This is a genomic window from Bacillus cereus group sp. BfR-BA-01453 (assembly GCF_022662915.1).
Lineage (GTDB): Bacteria > Bacillota > Bacilli > Bacillales > Bacillaceae_G > Bacillus_A > Bacillus_A paranthracis.
Genome location: NZ_JAKUEN010000011.1, coordinates 19,037 through 35,948 on the forward strand (window position 1 = coordinate 19,037; position 16,912 = coordinate 35,948).

Consider the following 16,912-nt stretch of genomic DNA (forward strand, 5'->3'; position numbering starts at 1 on the left):
ACAATTTAAGTGAAAAGAACAGCTAGTGTAGGGGATTTCTTTCAAATCTTTTTTACCTATACATATTCTTCAACTTATCAGAAGCAGTGCCACCTATAACCATTAATATGAAAGGTAAAAAACTCATTACATATGGTGCGTCCGCTAAAATTGTAATGCTCGCTCCTGCAAACTTATTTAATGTCCATACAACGATTTTTGTAAGAAACAAAAATACCCCGATCATAAAGAGACTATCGAAAAACACCTTCCATTTTGGATATGCTAATTGCTTACTATCTTCGATTACTTTTTGCGTCAACTCTTCATCACTCCTTAGCAGTTCATCAATCGTAATACCGAACAAATCGCTTAAATGAATAATAATTTCAATGCTCGGATAGTTCTTTCCCGTCTCCCATTTCGAAACAGACTGCCTACTGACATGAATTTTTTCAGCCAAATCACTTTGCGACCAATTTCGTTTTTCTCGTTCTTCTTTTAAGCGTTCACTAAAAATCATACTGTGTTTATCACCTCTCTACGTCTAGTATGGACAAATACATAATGAAGAGTAAAGCGAGTTGTCGTCGCGTAGCTTGCGCAACTTGTGCGTTACAGGTTGTAATGGTGCTATTTCATATGCTATGCGATGTAGGTTTCATATATTTTTCTTCTATAATAATTTCCCGAACAATAATACAAAGAATTAATACGAATAAAGACTAAATGGGAGCATAAAAAATACGCTATCCTTTCTTATCAGTCTCCAGAAAGAATAACGTAAAGTTTCATTTTCAAACCTTTTCTTCAAAAAAGAAGCTAACGATACATTGTTAACTTCTCAACTGAAAGCAAAATAGTATCTTTCCTTATCTTCTAATATCTAGGTTGTGATTGAATATTTGTAAGATGAACATCATACATATCAATGATTTCAAGAAATCTATCAGCTTCACGAAAAACATGGTCTGCTAATAATGGATGGATGATACTTTTTATTTTACATTGCTCAATTAAATCACGTGCTGTTTTCTTAAAATCCCGAAGCGATGCAACCGACACACGATTTTGATCTAAAAATTGATCTAAAAGAGGGACTGTTTGGGATTGTGGTTTCATAGATTCTAAGTCAATTGCTTGATACATTAATGCATCAAAATCATTGCTAAAATTCCGTGCTGTATCTACAAGCTTTCTTTCCGATGGATCAAGAAGATGGCCAATAAATTTAGCATGGTCTGCCATAATCCGTAAAAAGAAAACATTTTCTTTAATAATAGCATCAGGAAGAGCATCTAATTTCCCTTCATTTAATTCCATTAAACGTTTTCTAAAATAATCAGCTTCCCTACTCGTATGGTCAACTAACAGTGGAAAGTTATTTTGTCCCGGCAATTTACATGTGAGAATCAACCCTAAAATTTTTCGTTTAAACCCCCAAATATTAGTTGCGGCTTGTTGTACTTCTGCGTTAAATCTTTTGATTTGCTCAGGATCTGTTTCATTTGTGTAGGAATGCGCTATTTGTTCAATATGTTCAAACAATCGATAAAATTGATTCGCCTCTTCGATTAATTGCGTATCCTCGCATCTAAACCCTAAGCGAAGAAAAAGAGAATGTTCCTTCATGATTCTAGACCAAAAACGAATTTCATTTAATGAACGCTCAACAAACATTACAGATGTAACACCTGTATCAGGATGTAATGATGTTTCATCCCTATGCATTGTTAATCCCCCCCAGTAAAATACCCCGCTAGTTCCATTCTTATGAGGAAACATATATATAAATGCCATCAATAAAAGTTCATGATGAATCTCGTATACATGCTCCCAAAAAAGAAAAAGGCTACCTACTAGATGGTAGCCTTTCAACATTTCTATTAAAGCAATACAGAATCTTTATCACTATCCTGATTACGTTTCTCTCGTTCCTCTGCTAAGCGCTTCATATACACTTCGCCTTCTTTTTCAATAAACTCATTATCCATCTCTTGCTCTTTTTTTGAAGTATATAAAACCATGTAGCCACTTAATACGATCCCAACGATTACAAGATACACCCACCATGGTAAAGTTTCCACTCAACTTCATTCCTTTCCTTAGACAAGCCTTATTAGTTTCACTGTATGAGGAAAGAAGTGAATTTATGCTTAAAATTTTTATTGTGGATGCTTCGCGAAGAACGCTTGTACATATTCCATAAACTCGATTGGTTCCTGACGAAACGGTGCGTGGTATCCTTTTTCAATAATATGGAACGTACTATTCGCAAATAGCCCATGATACAGTTCACCATTTTTCCAAGAAACGCTCTTATCATTTCTGCCCCATATAATTAGAGTCGGCACCTTAATTTTATCGGCTTCCATCGCAATGCGGCGCTCTCTCATTTTCGTCAGCTGATCATAGTGCTCTTTATCGTCACGACTATTTTTCACTTCATTTTTATTGTAATCCGTAATCTCAGTTACAGTTTGTAAGTCTGTCGATAATGGCGGCACTTTATAACTTTCTTTTTGCTGAAAAGACTCTATTCCTGTAGAATCCGCCAAAATGAGATGCGTCACTGCATCAGGATATAAATATGCTAAATTGAGGGACATCTCTCCGCCCATCGAATGACCGAGCACCGCAAACTGATCGTATCCGAGCTTCTTCATTAACTTATAATATAAATTCACTTGCGCAGGAAACGAATACTCGAAATCAATCGGCTTAGAAGAACGTCCAAATCCTAAAATATCTACTGCAATAATCGTGTGATCTCGCGCAAGTTCCGGATAAATATCACTAAATCCATCAGATGAACCACCAAACCCGTGTAGCATAAGTAAAGGAGGTTTCCCCTCACCAATTTTCTTAAAATAAATCGTCTGCCCGTCAATTTGCGCCATACTCTCTTTCGTATTCAGCTTCATCATAACAGTATCTTTCACTTCTCCAACCTTCGCAATCGGCTTATCAACGAAGTTACATACGATAAGCAAAATGAGCACAATACCGCTAATCATATAAAACTTAAACCGTTTCAACATTCCCGTCTCCTTTCTCTTGTTGCTATTTAAAGTTTTTACATTTTTTGGTTGTTTTATAATTAATTTTAATTGTAACTGTAATAGTTACAATTGTATTAAAAAAATATTACTCACTGCCATTACTGATGGTTATTCTGTAACTATTATAGTTACATATTTAAAGTAAGTCAATTTTTTTATAACTAAAAAGAAAAAAGAGACCTCATTGTGAGATCCCTTTTTCTCTTTTAGCCACCATAATCCCCATGTTCAGCTTTCATTAGTGTTGGACTTTTTTGATGATCTGTTGAACTATACACCCCTAAAGTCAGTGTAAATACTGTTACAATCCCTAATAATTTAATTACTACTTTTTTCATTTTAAAGCCCCCTTATCAAAAATTTTTTCTCTTGCTTTTTTACTAAAATAAAAATACTTACTTGCCTCTTCCCAAAGGTTTTCTTCATAAAATTTCACTGCTAATTTTTCCTGATACTCCTGAGTATAATCATATAACTCTTCTCTTTCAAAATACGTAATTCCTCTAAGAATAATGCCCTCTAATTCTTCCGCTTTTACACCTTGATTTAATGCATTTAAAATTTCATAATGGTGTTGATAGCCTTCAATTTTCGAATCTCTACAAATCTTCAATCCTTTTTCTATAAGCTTATTTGCAATCTCATGCTCTTTTAACTTGTAATGCTCTTTTGCTTTTACATAAAGAGCTTTATAATGTTGGGGAGATTTTTCTACTACTTCAGTAAGATAACGAATTGCCAATGCAGATAAATTTTGTGTAGAATACATCCATCCTAAATTATGACGAACCATAATAATAAATTTTTCTTCACCAATTTTTTGGAATTGATCCATAGCAACTGTGAAATGCTCTTCAGCTAATTCCCATTCCTTTAAGTTCATACAAGCTAAGCCTAAAATATTATCACAAAAAGCTACATTTAATTCATATCCATCATGATTTGAATACATATCCTTTGCCTTCGTTGCATGTTTAATAGATACCAAAGCTTGTTGTATATCATAATGAAATGTAGCTAACTTATAATAAAACTCAGCCTTTTCTAATTGATCAGGAACATACTTCAAAAAACTTTCAGCCTTTTCGTAATGTTCTTTAGCGAGATGAAAATTTCCTAACTCACTAGCATGTATTGCTTTAAAAAAGTGATAATAATAAGTTAAAAAATTATCTGTTGGTTGATCAAACGAATCTATCTTGTTAAAACTCTCTTGAGATAAGCCTAGATTATCTATTAAATAGTTATATCGAAATTCTAGCAAATAATAATAAAGTAATAGATTTTGGTCCTGCAAACCTTCTCCAGTCTCTTTTTTTAGTTTAGTAAATTTAAAATCAATTTCTTGTTTTAGACGTTCTGCATTACTTATACGTCTTGATCTAATCTCTAGATACCATTCATTCAATAGCTGCGTCAGTTTTTCGTTTGTAGTAGATGTAATCATGAAACCCCTCCTAATCATCTGTTATGTACTCTTTCATAAATAATAACAGAAAATTCAAATACCCATCCCATTCATCCTACAAATAAATATTTCTCCACAATTAACTGACAATTTAATAATTTTTTTATAAAGATTATTAAATTTAATAATTACCCAAATAAAAAAGCAAGCAGTTCTAGCGATTAGCTAAAACTACTTGCTCTCCTACTTATTATTGTTACTCTTTAATAAATTCCTTCGTACTTCTCACTGTATCAATTGGACGAACTAATTTTTCGATTTCTTCTCGTTTTGGCTCTAGGAATGGAGGTAACGATAATTTTTCGCCAAGTGTTTCGTATGGCTCATCTCCCATAAATCCTGGGCCATCTGTTGCAAATTCAAATAAGATTTGTGGCGCAACTCTTGCGTATAATGACTCGAAGAAGTGACGATCTACATAGCCAGATGAAGGAAGTCCAACGCTACTGATTCTCTCAATCCATTCTTCTAATACAGCGCGATCTTCTACGCGGAATGCAGCATGGTGCACTGTACCAAATCCTTGTTGTGCTTCAGGAAGAACCGTATTATGTTCTACAATAACAGATGCACCGTTTCCGCCTTTGTTCACTTCAAATAAATAGAATTCTCCTTCTTGCGCAACCTCTTTAAATAATAGAACTTTTTCTAACACTTCTTTGAAGAAACTAAAGTTTGCAATGCGGATAAATACAGGGCCTAAACCAGTAATTGCGTATTCTAATGGAACTGGACCGTTTTGCCACGGTGTACCTGATTCTATTCCATTATCTAATTCATCTGAGATTAATTGATAGTGTTGATCGTCAAAGTCAACGAAAGAAAGAGTTTTCTTACCGAATTGCTCTTTAATGCCTGTATGTTCTACTGCAAGACGCTCAAAACGTTTCACCCAATACTCTAACGCCGCATCAGTCGGCACTCGGAATGAAGTTTTTGAAATTTCATTTGTACCGTGTACTCCTTTTGGAATACCTGGGAAGTCAAAGAATGTCATATCTGTTCCTGCAATACCTTTATCATCTGCGAAGAATAAATGGTACGTTTGAATATCATCTTGGTTTACTGTTTTTTTAACTAAACGCATTCCTAAAACGTGAGTGAAAAACTCATAGTTCTTTTCTGCACTACTTGTAATGGCTGTAACGTGGTGAATTCCTTTTAATTGATTCATTTTATATTCCTCCAATGGTTTTTAAAGTTATATTTTCTCTTCTATTACTTCTCTTCAATAGGTGCTAATTTTGCTTCAATTTCTGCTCGCTGATCTTCTAAGAACGGTGGTAAATCAAGTTTTTCTCCTAAATGTTCCACATCTCCATCAACTGTAAATCCTGGTCCATCTGTCGCAATTTCAAATAGGATTCCGTTTGATTCGCGGAAATATAAGCTTTTAAAATAGAAACGGTCGATGATTCCTGAAGACTGGAAGCCTCTTTGTATCACCTGTTCTTCCCAATAAGCAAGCTCTGTATCGTTTTTCACACGAATTGCTAAATGGTGGATGCTACCGCGTCCTGGCTTTTCAGTAGGACCATCTAAATATTTCACAACGATTTCTCCAAAAGCCTCTCCTTTAATGGACTGGAAAATTGCTTCCTCTTCGCTGCGGCTAACCTCTGTATAACCAAACATCTCTGTAAGTGTGCTCGCCATTTTATCAAGTCTACGAACTGTCATTTCCACAGAACCCATTCCTTGAATTTGATGCTCTGCAGGAACTTCTGATTTCTCCCAAGTTTCCCAGTGCTCTACTTTTTCTCCGTTTGAAACGAGTAATACTAAGCGAAGACCTTCAGCATCCTCAAATTGTAAAGCAGGACGATTTGCATATGTTGTTATTTCACTATGTTTCACATCAAATGTCTCAAATCTTTCTTTCCAGTAACGCAAGCTATCCTCTGAAGGAACGAGTAATCCAATTCGAGTAATGGCATTCGTACCGCGGTACGTTTTTCCTACTAAAGGAATTTCAAAAAATGATAATTCTGTACCTGGACTTCCTGTTTTATCTCCATAAAATAAGTGATACATTGATGGATCATCTTGGTTTACTGTCATTTTCACACGGCGTAAACCAAGTACATTTTTATAAAAGTGATTATTCTCACTTCCGTTTTTTGTAACCATTGAAATGTGATGGTGCCCTTTAATTTCATACATTGTTTATTCCTCCGCTTCGTTTTACTAGTCAAGTGATAACTAAAAAATAATATGCTTCTTAGCTTTTTAATTTATTCTCATTATGTTTTTGTAAATTCATTTTAGTTTTTACTGCATAAGTTACATTGTTTTTTAAATCGAAAGCAACTGAGTGTATGTTTTTCATATGACTCAATCGCTTTCGTCACTATCACTTTACAACTCAAGTGATTAAAAAGCAAGTGATTTATCTCAAATTCAAGATATTTTTTTATTGCATAACATTTTGGACTAGAGAATGGTTTAGTAAATTAAAAAAACATTAGTGGAGAGAAGAACCGTCAATCTAGATTAAAGTTGCAACGCCATCAGCAAAACAAAACATCATCAAATCAGGAGCTTTCTCACCCTATGAAACACCTGATGGGCAACTTAATGGAATGAAAAGATACCTTGATCGTAGATGTTGGTGGTATGAGGTTAAGTAAGATAAGATCCTTCCTGCTGGGTGGCTTTTTTTATGTTCGTTTCATTATGCTTCATATGCCATGCTATCTGGAAATTCTTCGTTCTTTCTAAGACATCGCACAATCCTAGTACACGCACAATTAAAATAATGTTCTCTCATATTTAAGGAATCCACTGGAGCTTGCTCTATGTCATAAAACATTCGTTCCTTTTTATTATAGTGCATCTTACCTATTTTAGCGGGTGATTCAGAAGGATAGTATTGATAAACAACTATCTCTTCATTCTCAAATTCTTTAGTCATTAATAAACATATTGCCATATGTAAAGACCTCCTTATTTATGCTGAATTTTATGTTTGGATTTATTCGAGAAAAATGATCCCCTAATTTCTATTTTAAAATTATTAGGAATGCATAGTCTTCTTTTAAAAATTCAATATGGAAGTCCTCTAAATGTATTAATAGTATATGCAAAATGGTTGCTAGTAAAATAAAAGAGCGTCTTCAGATAGAATACCCCTTTTATTTCATGGTTAGGTTACCCCATTATATCTTTTAAATAATAAATGAAATTTGATTTGGTAAATCAATATTTTTAATATTCTCCATTCCACCATGTTCATCAATTTGCTTATATATCTTAAAGGCGCACTTGTAAAATAATTGAAAATCTTCCTTAGGCAAATCATCAAGTAAAACATAGCCTTCTTCAAAGCTTATTTTATCTTTCAAAATTTTAAAACGCCATCTTTCATACATTTCTGGGTATTGCTCGCAAATCTCAATAGTAGGACCAAAACTATAAATCGTATATTCGCTATTATCTAATTCTTTTATTATTGTAATCGTTGGGTATCTTCCCATTTCAATTCACTCCTTAATTAATCAAATACTTTATCTAAAGGGATTTTAAAGTGTTCGTCCAGTGGGTTGAAAGGCTCTGAATCAGGAGCTTTCCAAGGGACCGTTTTAGCATGAGCTGTCGCATATCCAACTTTAAAAATACCTTCAAAGATTCTTTTTAACTATTTCATTTTTAATAAAGAAAACAGCCCCACTAAGCTTTTAACACTTAATGAGGCCATTCAATTCGCACTATTAATTATGGAACGACGGCTTATAGAACGAACGATTATCAAGTGCAAAGACACGCTCTGTGTATTCGCCTGGTTTTGTGCGTCCTAATGCGCGGTCCATCATGTTCATTTTTGCATCTAAGTTATCGATGTAATGCAGAATTTCTGCTTCTTTCACTAATGGTGGTTTTGGACTACCCCATTCTGCTTTTCCGTGGTGAGAAAGGACGATGTGTTGAAGAATTAATACTTCTTCTGCATCGATGTTCAGCTCATCTGCTGCTTTACCAATCTCGTTCACCATAATAGAAATGTGGCCTAGTAAATTTCCTTCTAACGTGTATGTTGTAGAAATTGGGCCAGATAATTCGATTACTTTACCAAGGTCGTGTAAAATAACGCCTGCATAAAGTAAGTCTTTATCTAATGATGGGTATAGATTTGAGATAGCTTTCGCTAAATCAAGCATCGATACGACGTGATACGCTAATCCAGATACGAATTCGTGATGGTTCTTCGTCGCTGCCGGATAGTCTAAAAATTCATTTTGATGCTTATTCAATAAATGTCTCGTTAGACGTTGAATGTTCGGGTTTCTCATTTCAAATATGTATTGCGTAATTTTCTCAACCATATCTTCTTTTTTCACTGGTGCTTTTTCTACGAAGTCTGAGATATCTGTTACTTCATTTTCATTTGCAACACGAATTTGTTTCACACGTAATTGAATACGGCCTTTGTAGTTTAAAATATCTCCAGCCACTTTCACGATTGTTTCCGCTACATATTGTTTCTCAACTTCTGGTGATACGTCCCACAATTTCGCTTCAATATCTCCACTTGGATCTTGTAAGATTACTGTTAAAAATGGCTTTCCATTGCTCGCGATACCTTTTGTCGCTGTTTTAATTAACAAGAAAATATCGACTTGTTCACCAACTTCATACTCTGCAATTTTCTTTTTCATTCGAATTCCTCCACCAAATCAGTTACTTTTAGTATAGCACACTACAACTCATTTTCTTTACGCTTATGCGTTAATTTTATAATCTGTTTTTCTGTAAAATACGTTAATAAATGCGCATGGCATGTAAAGAAGATGACTTGTCTATCTTTTGCGATTTCCTTTATGAGTTCAATTGTGCGATTCGTCCTTACCGCGTCAAAGTGCACGAAGCTATCATCAATAATAAATGGATAATCATGCTCAAATGTTTTCGCTAATGCAAATCTCAGCGATAAATATAACTGCTCCGCTGTCGCTTGGCTTAGTTCGTGACTGTAAAAACGAATACCGTCATTACGCTCCACAATAAATGGCTCCGCCTCTGACGGTGAAAAGATTTTACTATATCGTCCGCCCGTTAAATACACAAAATACTCTTCTGATTTTTGTAAAATACGAGGAAGATGTACTTCATGATAATATTGCTTCGTTTTCGTTAACACTGTCTTTGCGGCCGCATACGCAGCCCACTTCTTCACTTGTTCACGCACTTGCGCTTTTTTCATTTCCCATTCGTGCAGTAAATCACCGTATGTACTACCTTCTTCTAAATTCGCAATTTCCATACGATGTTTCGCAATGCGCTCTGTCAGTTCTTTTTCCTTTGTAAGACAGTTTTGCATGACTGTCATTTCTTGCTTTAATTTTTCATCATAACCGTCAGCCTCATAATGTTCAGCTAATGATAAACTCGTTAAACGCTGTTCTAACAGATCAATTTGCGGTAATAAACGCCCTACTTGCTTCTCAGCATCTTCACGTTTTTCCGCTAGTTTACCTGCCTCTAAAAACATCTCTTCATTTGTAGCTTCTGCGATATGCCATAAACTATCTCGTTCTACTACTAATTGCTTTAATTGTTCTTGCATGAACGCATATTCTTCTTGCCATTCCGCCAGTTTTTCTTTTAACTGCTTACAAGTTTGGCGCTTCTCTTTCTCATTTTGCATACGGCTTTGTGCCTCGTGCAGCTTACTATACTCCGCACTACCAATAACATTTTCTAGTTTATGTTCAAATTGCGAAATCATTTCAAATAATGAAGATTTGCGCTCACTTTTCTTCTCTAAATCACGATATAATTGCTGCATCTTTTCCATACGCTCAAACGCCGATAATATGTGCGCATACTTATAAAACTCAGGGAACGTATAGCGCTTTTTATACACATTTACTTGTTCGCTCGTGCGGAACGTTTCTCTTTCCCATTCCTCATACGATGAAACAACTTTATCATACGCTCGCTCCATTTGTTGTAATTTATATGACTCACGCTCAAATAGCTTCCGTATCTCTGCATCTTTTTCTAACTCGTAGCGTACAGACATCGCTTCTTCACTTTGTCTTCCGCCGGCACTTTGCTGAAGAGTAAGAAGCTCTTCTTGTAATCCACTTGACGGATCTTTATATAAAACGAGGGCAAGAACAATCCCTACAAAAACGATGACACTAATAAATAAAAGCGGGCGATTGTCTATAAATAAGCTTGTGAATAAAATCCCTGTGTTAATAAGGAGTAACAGAAGACAAACTCTTTGCCACTGCTTTTTCTTTTGCATCGCTGCTCCTGCTTTTTCCTCGTACTTGCGCTTCATTCTCTCTGCACCCATACCGATAAACGCTGCATCTTGGAACGACTTCTCTTTCTCAGCTAACGTATTTCGCTCTTCATCCGCTAACATTTGTTGCTTAATTTGTCTTATATTTTCTTCTTGTTCTTCTAATTGCTCCTGCGCTACTTTAAAACGATCATCAAGCTGTGCTTTTTGCGTTTCTAATTCGCGCGCCTTTTGCACTGTTTGCGTAATTAACTCTTTCGTTGCCAAACTCATATCAAACGACAGAACTGTTTCTTTTTCAAAAGTAGCACCAATTTGTTGCTCTAGTTCTGCCAGTTCTTCTTTTATATTCGTAATCGTTCCTGTCAAATCACGCATTTCTTGGTGTGCATTTTCGTAAGACATATGCTGCATACGAAGTTCTTCTACATAACTTTCTTTTTGTAAAAACTCTTCATCTATTTGAATCGATTCTATTTCTGACTGCACATTCTCTATTTTTTTATGCAGCGAATCAACTTGTAATTGAAGCGGCTCCATCTTCGCCTTAATCGCTTCATAACGCGCCATTCCGTTTACAGGAAATTGCACGTTCTCGTTTTCTAACACTTTCTCGTGCGCACGCTTTTCAATAACGAGAGGCTCTAGCGCTGCTAATATTTCATAATCTTGCTTTCGTTTTTCTGCGCTCTCTTTTTCCACGCGAACAGAAGCTAGTTTCTCTTCACTTTCTTTTAGCTGCTCAACTTGTTTTTCATACGTGCCAATTTTCTCTTGCCACTCTTTCATCTTCTCTTCCAGCTTCTTCATCTCTTGCAGTGACACGTTAATTTCCGGTTTACGCCCGCTCGGCTTAAAGCGCTGATCCATTTCTTTTTCTAGCTTTTTATCGAGCTGTAATAACGCATCACTTCCAACTGCGCTTGCTGAAAATAAATAATTGCCGATGTCCGCTTCACCAAGCTGATGAATGTTTTGAAGACCGTGCATATCAAATGAAAAGACAGATTCAAATAAGCTCTCATTCATCCCGGTTAATATATCGTGTAAAATTTCTTCGCCGCCCGTTTTCCCGTCTTCAAAATAAACGGTTACTTCACCCGCTGCCGTCTTTGGCAATCGTTCAATTTTCAAACGGCCGTATTTCTCTGTTTGTACAGTAATTGCTCCGCCATACTTGCCGCCTTCTTTCGGCTCATAACGGCGCTGTCCTCTCGTCGGAAAACCGAATAAAATACTTTTCATAAACGAGCGAATTGTCGATTTTCCCGCTTCATTTTCACCGTATAACACCGTCAGCATTGAAAGATCCATTTCCACATTTTCTAATTTTCCGTACCCATAAATATGGAGTTTTTCAATTCTCATTTCTTATCCCTCTCTTGCTGGAATAATTGTTCTAAAATAATATTTTCTGCTTCCTTTTGAATCTCTTTCTTCTCTTCTTCTGTAAAAGATTCAATACTATTACGCGCTACAGGAGATGTCCAAATACTGCGCAATACGCCGTCCATATTTGTGAAAGCTTCTAACTCCTTTAGCACACTACCGACGAAATGATTTTCTTCTTTCAAACGTTCGATTTCCGCAAAAGAGACCGTCTCATTTTTCCACTTCATCGCATACACGAAATCTTTTCGCTCTTCGCCAGATGCTAAAATATGAAAAATCTCTTCTACGCGCTTTTCATCACGTAAATAAGGAGAAAGTGGCCCTTGTCCTGTAAATACGACAGTAAATAGCGTCCCTTCCTCTTCTCTTCGGCATTCATTCATCGCACTCGATACGCTCGTCATCAGTTCATCAACAGTTTCAAGTCTATCAATATTCACTTCTATCTCATCCCACACAACATCCGCCGTATGGAAAAATGAACAGTGCGATCCTTGTTTCGTAAGTTCAATCAAGTATGCACCCTTCTCACCCGTTTCCTTACGATGACGTCCTTGTATATTACCTGGATAAATAATGCACGGCTCCTCTGATAAAATTTCACGTTTATGTATATGGCCAAGAGCCCAATAATCAAACTGCTTTTCTTTCAGCTCACGAATTTGAAACGGTGCATAGCGATTATGCTCTGCATCTCCTTCCACACTTCCGTGAAGCATGCCAATATGAAAAGGCGCATCACTCATTTTCGTATATTGCGCTGTCATATTATCCGTTACCGCTTGCTGCAAATAACTAAATCCGTAAATAGAAGCTAATAACTCACCATTTTTATAAAATGATTTCTCTTCTACGTAAGGCTCTGTAAACACATGAACATTTTCCGGAAGCTCAATTGCTGCCCAGCTTCCCCCTAAATGATCGTGGTTACCGTGAATAATAAAAACAGGGATATCATACTGCGACAGTCTCTTCATTTGCTCGCGCACAAACACTTGCGCCCTCAAACTTCTCGTCTCCGCATCATACAAATCCCCGGCTAGCAATACGAAATCAACGCGCTCTTGAATCGCTTTATCAATAATACGTTCGAACGATTCAAACGTACTCTGCTTCATTCTCTCCCAAACAGACTGCGGTACATTCATCTCCATTCCTTTAAACGGACTATCCAAATGCAAATCAGCCGCATGTATAAACTTCACTTGTTTCACAAATAACGATCCTTTCTATGTTTCAAAAGTTTCACCTTATTGTAACACGCAATGTCATATATTTCTTTGCATATTCTAGTGATTTATGCCAAAATAGTTATAAGATTCTGATTTCTATTATTGGAGGGAATTTTCATGGGAGTATACGTTCTAACAGTCTTTGAAAAAGATGGTTCTAAAGCATTAGACGAATCATTCGAGGCGGCAACTGAAAAAGAAGCGAAAGCAAAAGGTGAATCTATTTTAAGAGAAAAAGGATTGTATGAAAAAACACATCGCTGCACATCTTCTGCAGGTAAGCTCGTTTTATTCCAGCGCTAAAAAAAGAAGCGTCATCCGCTTCTTTTTCACTCTACTATATCTTCGTCACACCACGTAAACACCACATCTAGAATGCGATTACCGATACGTACGCGCTTATTCCATTTTCCTGTTTGGATCTGATGTTGCAATTCCGCTTTCATCTTTTCCGTCCAGTCGTGAATCGTTTCACTACCGTCGTACGGATATACGCCTGGAAACTCTTCCTGCAGTAGATGCAAGCTCTCTGCATCAAAATGAAAATGGAAGAAGTAGTTTGCTGTAAGCGATGGTTCTTGCAATCGTAAAAACTGATCATCAATTTGCTTTCTATTTCGATAGAAAGTAAAGATATTCACTTTACCGCTCGTAATTTGGTCAATTTGAATTTCGTGCTTCTCTATAATCACGTCTTGTCCACCTCGTTGTATACTATCTTTAGTATATATGTCTTTTGCAACAAAGTTAACCATTTTCGCGCGAAATTCATTTCCTTCATTATATTACCTGTACCTCCATATGCAATCAGAACAAATAAAAACAAAGTTGAAGGGGAGCGATCACATGTATTTCGGAAGCAAAGGTTGGTATGTAAAAGAACTTAAAAAATTAGGTATCCGTACTTATGAAGGTAAAAAACTAGAATCGTATCGTACGCATGTGTTATCTAGTTTACTTGAGAGAATGAAGAAGGCTTCGGCTTAATTAATGTAGGAAGCAACTACGTTTGCTTCCTTTTTATATAGTGGAAAAAAAGAAATAATCCTATCTTAACGTTCTATCTTTATCGTTATACTCTCTTGATAAAAACCATCCATTATCAACTGAATCTCTATTACTAAATTTCTTTCTAGATAATCATTCGTACATACTTTAAATTCCCCATACTTATTAACCCGTCCGCTTCCAACATACATATCACCACTTGTTATGACAATTGTTGAATGAGGTTCTGCACGACCCAACACAAAATTATGACCATATTCCACAGAAGCTATCGTTATTTTTTGATGCATATTATTAATTGAACCTATACATTTCTTTTTACACAAATTAACATTACTTTCTTCAGCCCTCGAAAACGCCAGATTCCTGTTAATCTTTTCTGAAGACGAAGCAACATTCCCCAGCCAAATAAACCTATCAAATGTAGTAATAGGTAGAAACATCTATACTAACTCCCCCATTCTTCCTTTCCCACATTAAAAACGTCTGTGTAATGCAATTAGAGCGTTCTTAAATCTCTCATACTTTCTAAAGCATAACATGAGAAAATAATAAAAAAATCGTACAAAAGGGCAAGCCTATAATGTACGATTGGGCATATATAATATTTTAAAAATGAATTAACTTCCTTTCAATAGATACAGCTACTGCTTCTGACCTTGAATTAACACCTAATTTATTATATATATTTGTTAAATACGCTTTTACTGTTCGCTCAGCTATTCCCATATCGAATGCAATTTCTTTATTCTTATTTCCACGCGCAATAGCTTTCAACACAAACAATTCTTTTTCTGTTAAGTTATTTTCTTCAACCTTATCAGCATATACTTCTTTCCTTTTATAATTCACTATCTTTTCCATAATATTAGGTTGTAATAAAATCTCACCTCGAATAGCCGCTTCCAATGTTCGAAACAAATTCTCACGATCCGTATCTTTTAGCAAATATCCTTTTGCTCCTAACTCAATTCCCTTTAACATTAATTCATCTTCGTTATAAGTAGTTAATATAATAATCGGCGTATGATTTTGTTTTTTATTTAAAGCTTCAATTGTTTCTAAACCACTCATTTTAGGCATATTTAAATCCATTAAAATAACATCAGGTTTCTTTTTTTCTATGAAAGAAAGGGCTTCTTCTCCATTTTCAGCCTCACCTATAATTTGAAATGAATCACTCGTTTCTATTATTAATTTCAGACCTTCTCTTACAACGAAATGATCATCCACAATTAATACGTTATACTTCATCGCTATCTCCTTCATTATTGATAGGTACTTGAATACACACTTTCGTACCCTTCACCTTTTCACTCAGTATATGTATTTCTCCATTAATCAATCGAACTCGCTCATTTAAGCCAATTAAGCCGTAATGTCCAGGATTCTTACCGATATATCCAGTGTCAAAACCAATTCCATTATCTTCAACTTCAATAGTAAGTCTTTCAAGGCTACCGCTATATTCAACTTTCAAATGTACATCTGTTGCCTGTGAATGTTTTGCGATATTCGTTAAACATTCACTAATTACATATAAACAATGTTCCTTTACTAAACTTGAAATATGCGGGGGGCTTTGAATAGTAAACCTCACATGTATAGACGTAGCCTCAGAAAAACGTTGAACTTCTTCCTCTACAGCTTTATTAAATGAATTAGTAGTATGACGCAAATCATCAATAACCAGCCTTGCGTCATGTAAAGTTTGTCTCGCTCTTATCATAGTTTGTTTCATAATCTCTTGAGATCGCCTTGTATTCCCTTTTTGCATATGAGCGTCTATTGCTTCCAATTGCATAATTAAGCTCGCTACACCTTGCGCTAACGTATCATGTAAATCCCTTGCCATTCGCTGCCTTTCATTAGCTAATGTCAATTCTTCTACTCTCATATATGCAGACTCTAACTCTTGAATGTAGCTCTGTATACGATTACGTGCATCATATTGCTGCTTATTAATATAAGAAAAAGGAATAATAATTGCTAGTACTAAAAGGAACATAGAGATAAGAATAGCTACTTTATTCACACCATAATTCATACTAATCGCAATACAAAATATGGCATACATAAGAGTAAAAACTGCCATTACTTTAAATATATTGTTATAAACATATAAACTTTGGGCAATTAAAATAGGCGTTAATCCAACAAAAATAGCTATTGAACCATTTGGTACAATAAATGCAGCAAGAAACACAATGAAGAGTTGTACAAAAAAGAAATACAACAATTGTCTATTCTTTAATGAACTTGCATACCAATGAAAGATAGTATGAATAACAATAATTATTGTGAAGAAAAAACTATCCATTGAGAGAATATTATTACGAAATTCTAAAAGCATTGAAGCTATATATACGAGTGTAATCCATAAAACAATAAACCTTCTTGGAATAAATACCGCTTCCAATACATTTGTATCCACGTCTATATTTGAATTCATTTTTTTCATATTCGACCTCCACCATTATATTATACAAGATGCAGCTTACATTTTGATAAAGTGAAA

General features: G+C 35.5%; 19 protein-coding genes and 1 pseudogene. 3 read left to right on the forward strand and 17 right to left on the reverse strand.

The window, feature by feature from the left end; translation table 11 throughout:
- Positions 1-52 precede the first annotated feature (52 nt).
- From MR070_RS19450 to MR070_RS19480, 8 genes are all read right to left on the reverse strand, one after another.
- Positions 53-502, reverse strand: a complete 450-nt coding sequence (locus MR070_RS19450) for a helix-turn-helix domain-containing protein (protein ID WP_139895646.1) — start codon at positions 500-502, stop codon at positions 53-55.
- A 356-nt stretch (positions 503-858) separates the two neighbouring features.
- Entirely contained in the window at positions 859-1,710 is an 852-nt protein-coding gene (locus MR070_RS19455; protein ID WP_000554487.1) for a DUF2935 domain-containing protein, read from the reverse strand.
- Between the two features lie 155 nt (positions 1,711-1,865).
- Positions 1,866-2,066 (reverse strand): sporulation YhaL family protein, encoded by a 201-nt coding sequence (locus MR070_RS19460; RefSeq protein WP_000449227.1) that lies wholly within the window; start codon positions 2,064-2,066, stop codon positions 1,866-1,868.
- Positions 2,067-2,144: 78 nt separating this feature from the next.
- Entirely contained in the window at positions 2,145-3,017 is an 873-nt protein-coding gene (locus tag MR070_RS19465; RefSeq protein WP_242261843.1) for an alpha/beta fold hydrolase, read from the reverse strand.
- A 230-nt stretch (positions 3,018-3,247) separates the two neighbouring features.
- Positions 3,248-3,379, reverse strand: coding sequence for a hypothetical protein (locus tag MR070_RS27085; RefSeq protein WP_000758182.1), 132 nt, complete (start codon positions 3,377-3,379; stop codon positions 3,248-3,250).
- A complete protein-coding gene (locus tag MR070_RS19470; RefSeq protein WP_242261844.1) occupies positions 3,376-4,488 on the reverse strand; it encodes a response regulator aspartate phosphatase in 1,113 nt (370 codons plus the stop codon). The genes MR070_RS27085 and MR070_RS19470 overlap by 4 nt, the downstream gene beginning before the upstream one ends.
- A 217-nt stretch (positions 4,489-4,705) precedes the next feature.
- Positions 4,706-5,683, reverse strand: a complete 978-nt coding sequence (locus MR070_RS19475) for a ring-cleaving dioxygenase (protein WP_242261845.1) — start codon at positions 5,681-5,683, stop codon at positions 4,706-4,708.
- A 44-nt stretch (positions 5,684-5,727) separates the two neighbouring features.
- A complete protein-coding gene (locus MR070_RS19480) occupies positions 5,728-6,672 on the reverse strand; it encodes a ring-cleaving dioxygenase (RefSeq protein WP_242261846.1) in 945 nt (314 codons plus the stop codon).
- Positions 6,673-7,022: 350 nt separating this feature from the next.
- Here MR070_RS19480 and MR070_RS19485 point away from each other — a divergent pair.
- A pseudogene (locus MR070_RS19485) lies at positions 7,023-7,139 on the forward strand (N-acetylmuramoyl-L-alanine amidase C-terminal domain-containing protein); the annotation flags it as partial.
- A gap of 44 nt (positions 7,140-7,183) precedes the next feature.
- Here MR070_RS19485 and MR070_RS19490 read toward each other — a convergent pair.
- The 5 genes from MR070_RS19490 to MR070_RS19510 form a co-directional block, all read right to left on the reverse strand.
- Positions 7,184-7,441, reverse strand: coding sequence for a hypothetical protein (locus tag MR070_RS19490; RefSeq protein ID WP_087985658.1), 258 nt, complete (start codon positions 7,439-7,441; stop codon positions 7,184-7,186).
- A gap of 235 nt (positions 7,442-7,676) precedes the next feature.
- On the reverse strand, positions 7,677-7,985 hold the full coding sequence (locus MR070_RS19495; protein WP_000534161.1) for a hypothetical protein: 309 nt from the start codon (positions 7,983-7,985) through the stop codon (positions 7,677-7,679).
- A gap of 234 nt (positions 7,986-8,219) precedes the next feature.
- Complete coding sequence (gene yhaM, locus MR070_RS19500; protein ID WP_242261847.1) at positions 8,220-9,164, reverse strand: 3'-5' exoribonuclease YhaM; 945 nt, start codon at positions 9,162-9,164, stop codon at positions 8,220-8,222.
- 41 nt (positions 9,165-9,205) lie between these two features.
- Positions 9,206-12,130: an ATP-binding protein gene (locus MR070_RS19505; RefSeq protein ID WP_242261848.1), complete on the reverse strand. Its 2,925-nt coding sequence runs from the start codon at positions 12,128-12,130 to the stop codon at positions 9,206-9,208.
- On the reverse strand, positions 12,127-13,368 hold the full coding sequence (locus MR070_RS19510) for a metallophosphoesterase family protein (RefSeq protein WP_242261849.1): 1,242 nt from the start codon (positions 13,366-13,368) through the stop codon (positions 12,127-12,129). The genes MR070_RS19505 and MR070_RS19510 overlap by 4 nt, the downstream gene beginning before the upstream one ends.
- A 135-nt stretch (positions 13,369-13,503) precedes the next feature.
- On the opposite strand from MR070_RS19510, the gene MR070_RS19515 reads away from it, so the two are divergent.
- Complete coding sequence (locus tag MR070_RS19515; protein ID WP_000539553.1) at positions 13,504-13,689, forward strand: YhzD family protein; 186 nt, start codon at positions 13,504-13,506, stop codon at positions 13,687-13,689.
- A gap of 26 nt (positions 13,690-13,715) precedes the next feature.
- Here the strand turns inward: MR070_RS19515 and MR070_RS19520 are convergent, their stop codons facing one another.
- On the reverse strand, positions 13,716-14,078 hold the full coding sequence (locus MR070_RS19520; protein ID WP_000582788.1) for a hypothetical protein: 363 nt from the start codon (positions 14,076-14,078) through the stop codon (positions 13,716-13,718).
- 154 nt (positions 14,079-14,232) lie between these two features.
- On the opposite strand from MR070_RS19520, the gene MR070_RS19525 reads away from it, so the two are divergent.
- Positions 14,233-14,373 carry a YflJ family protein gene (locus tag MR070_RS19525; RefSeq protein ID WP_000273536.1) on the forward strand — a complete coding sequence of 47 codons (141 nt, stop codon included), beginning with the start codon at positions 14,233-14,235 and terminating at the stop codon, positions 14,371-14,373.
- A 65-nt stretch (positions 14,374-14,438) separates the two neighbouring features.
- Here MR070_RS19525 and MR070_RS19530 read toward each other — a convergent pair whose 3' ends face one another.
- From MR070_RS19530 to MR070_RS19540, 3 genes are all read right to left on the reverse strand, one after another.
- Positions 14,439-14,837 carry a hypothetical protein gene (locus MR070_RS19530; protein WP_000479667.1) on the reverse strand — a complete coding sequence of 133 codons (399 nt, stop codon included), beginning with the start codon at positions 14,835-14,837 and terminating at the stop codon, positions 14,439-14,441.
- Positions 14,838-15,003: 166 nt separating this feature from the next.
- A complete protein-coding gene (locus MR070_RS19535) occupies positions 15,004-15,648 on the reverse strand; it encodes a response regulator (protein ID WP_000876841.1) in 645 nt (214 codons plus the stop codon).
- Positions 15,638-16,855 (reverse strand): sensor histidine kinase, encoded by a 1,218-nt coding sequence (locus MR070_RS19540; protein ID WP_000738694.1) that lies wholly within the window; start codon positions 16,853-16,855, stop codon positions 15,638-15,640. Before MR070_RS19540 ends, MR070_RS19535 begins: the two co-directional genes overlap by 11 nt.
- Between the last annotated feature and the right edge of the window lie 57 nt (positions 16,856-16,912).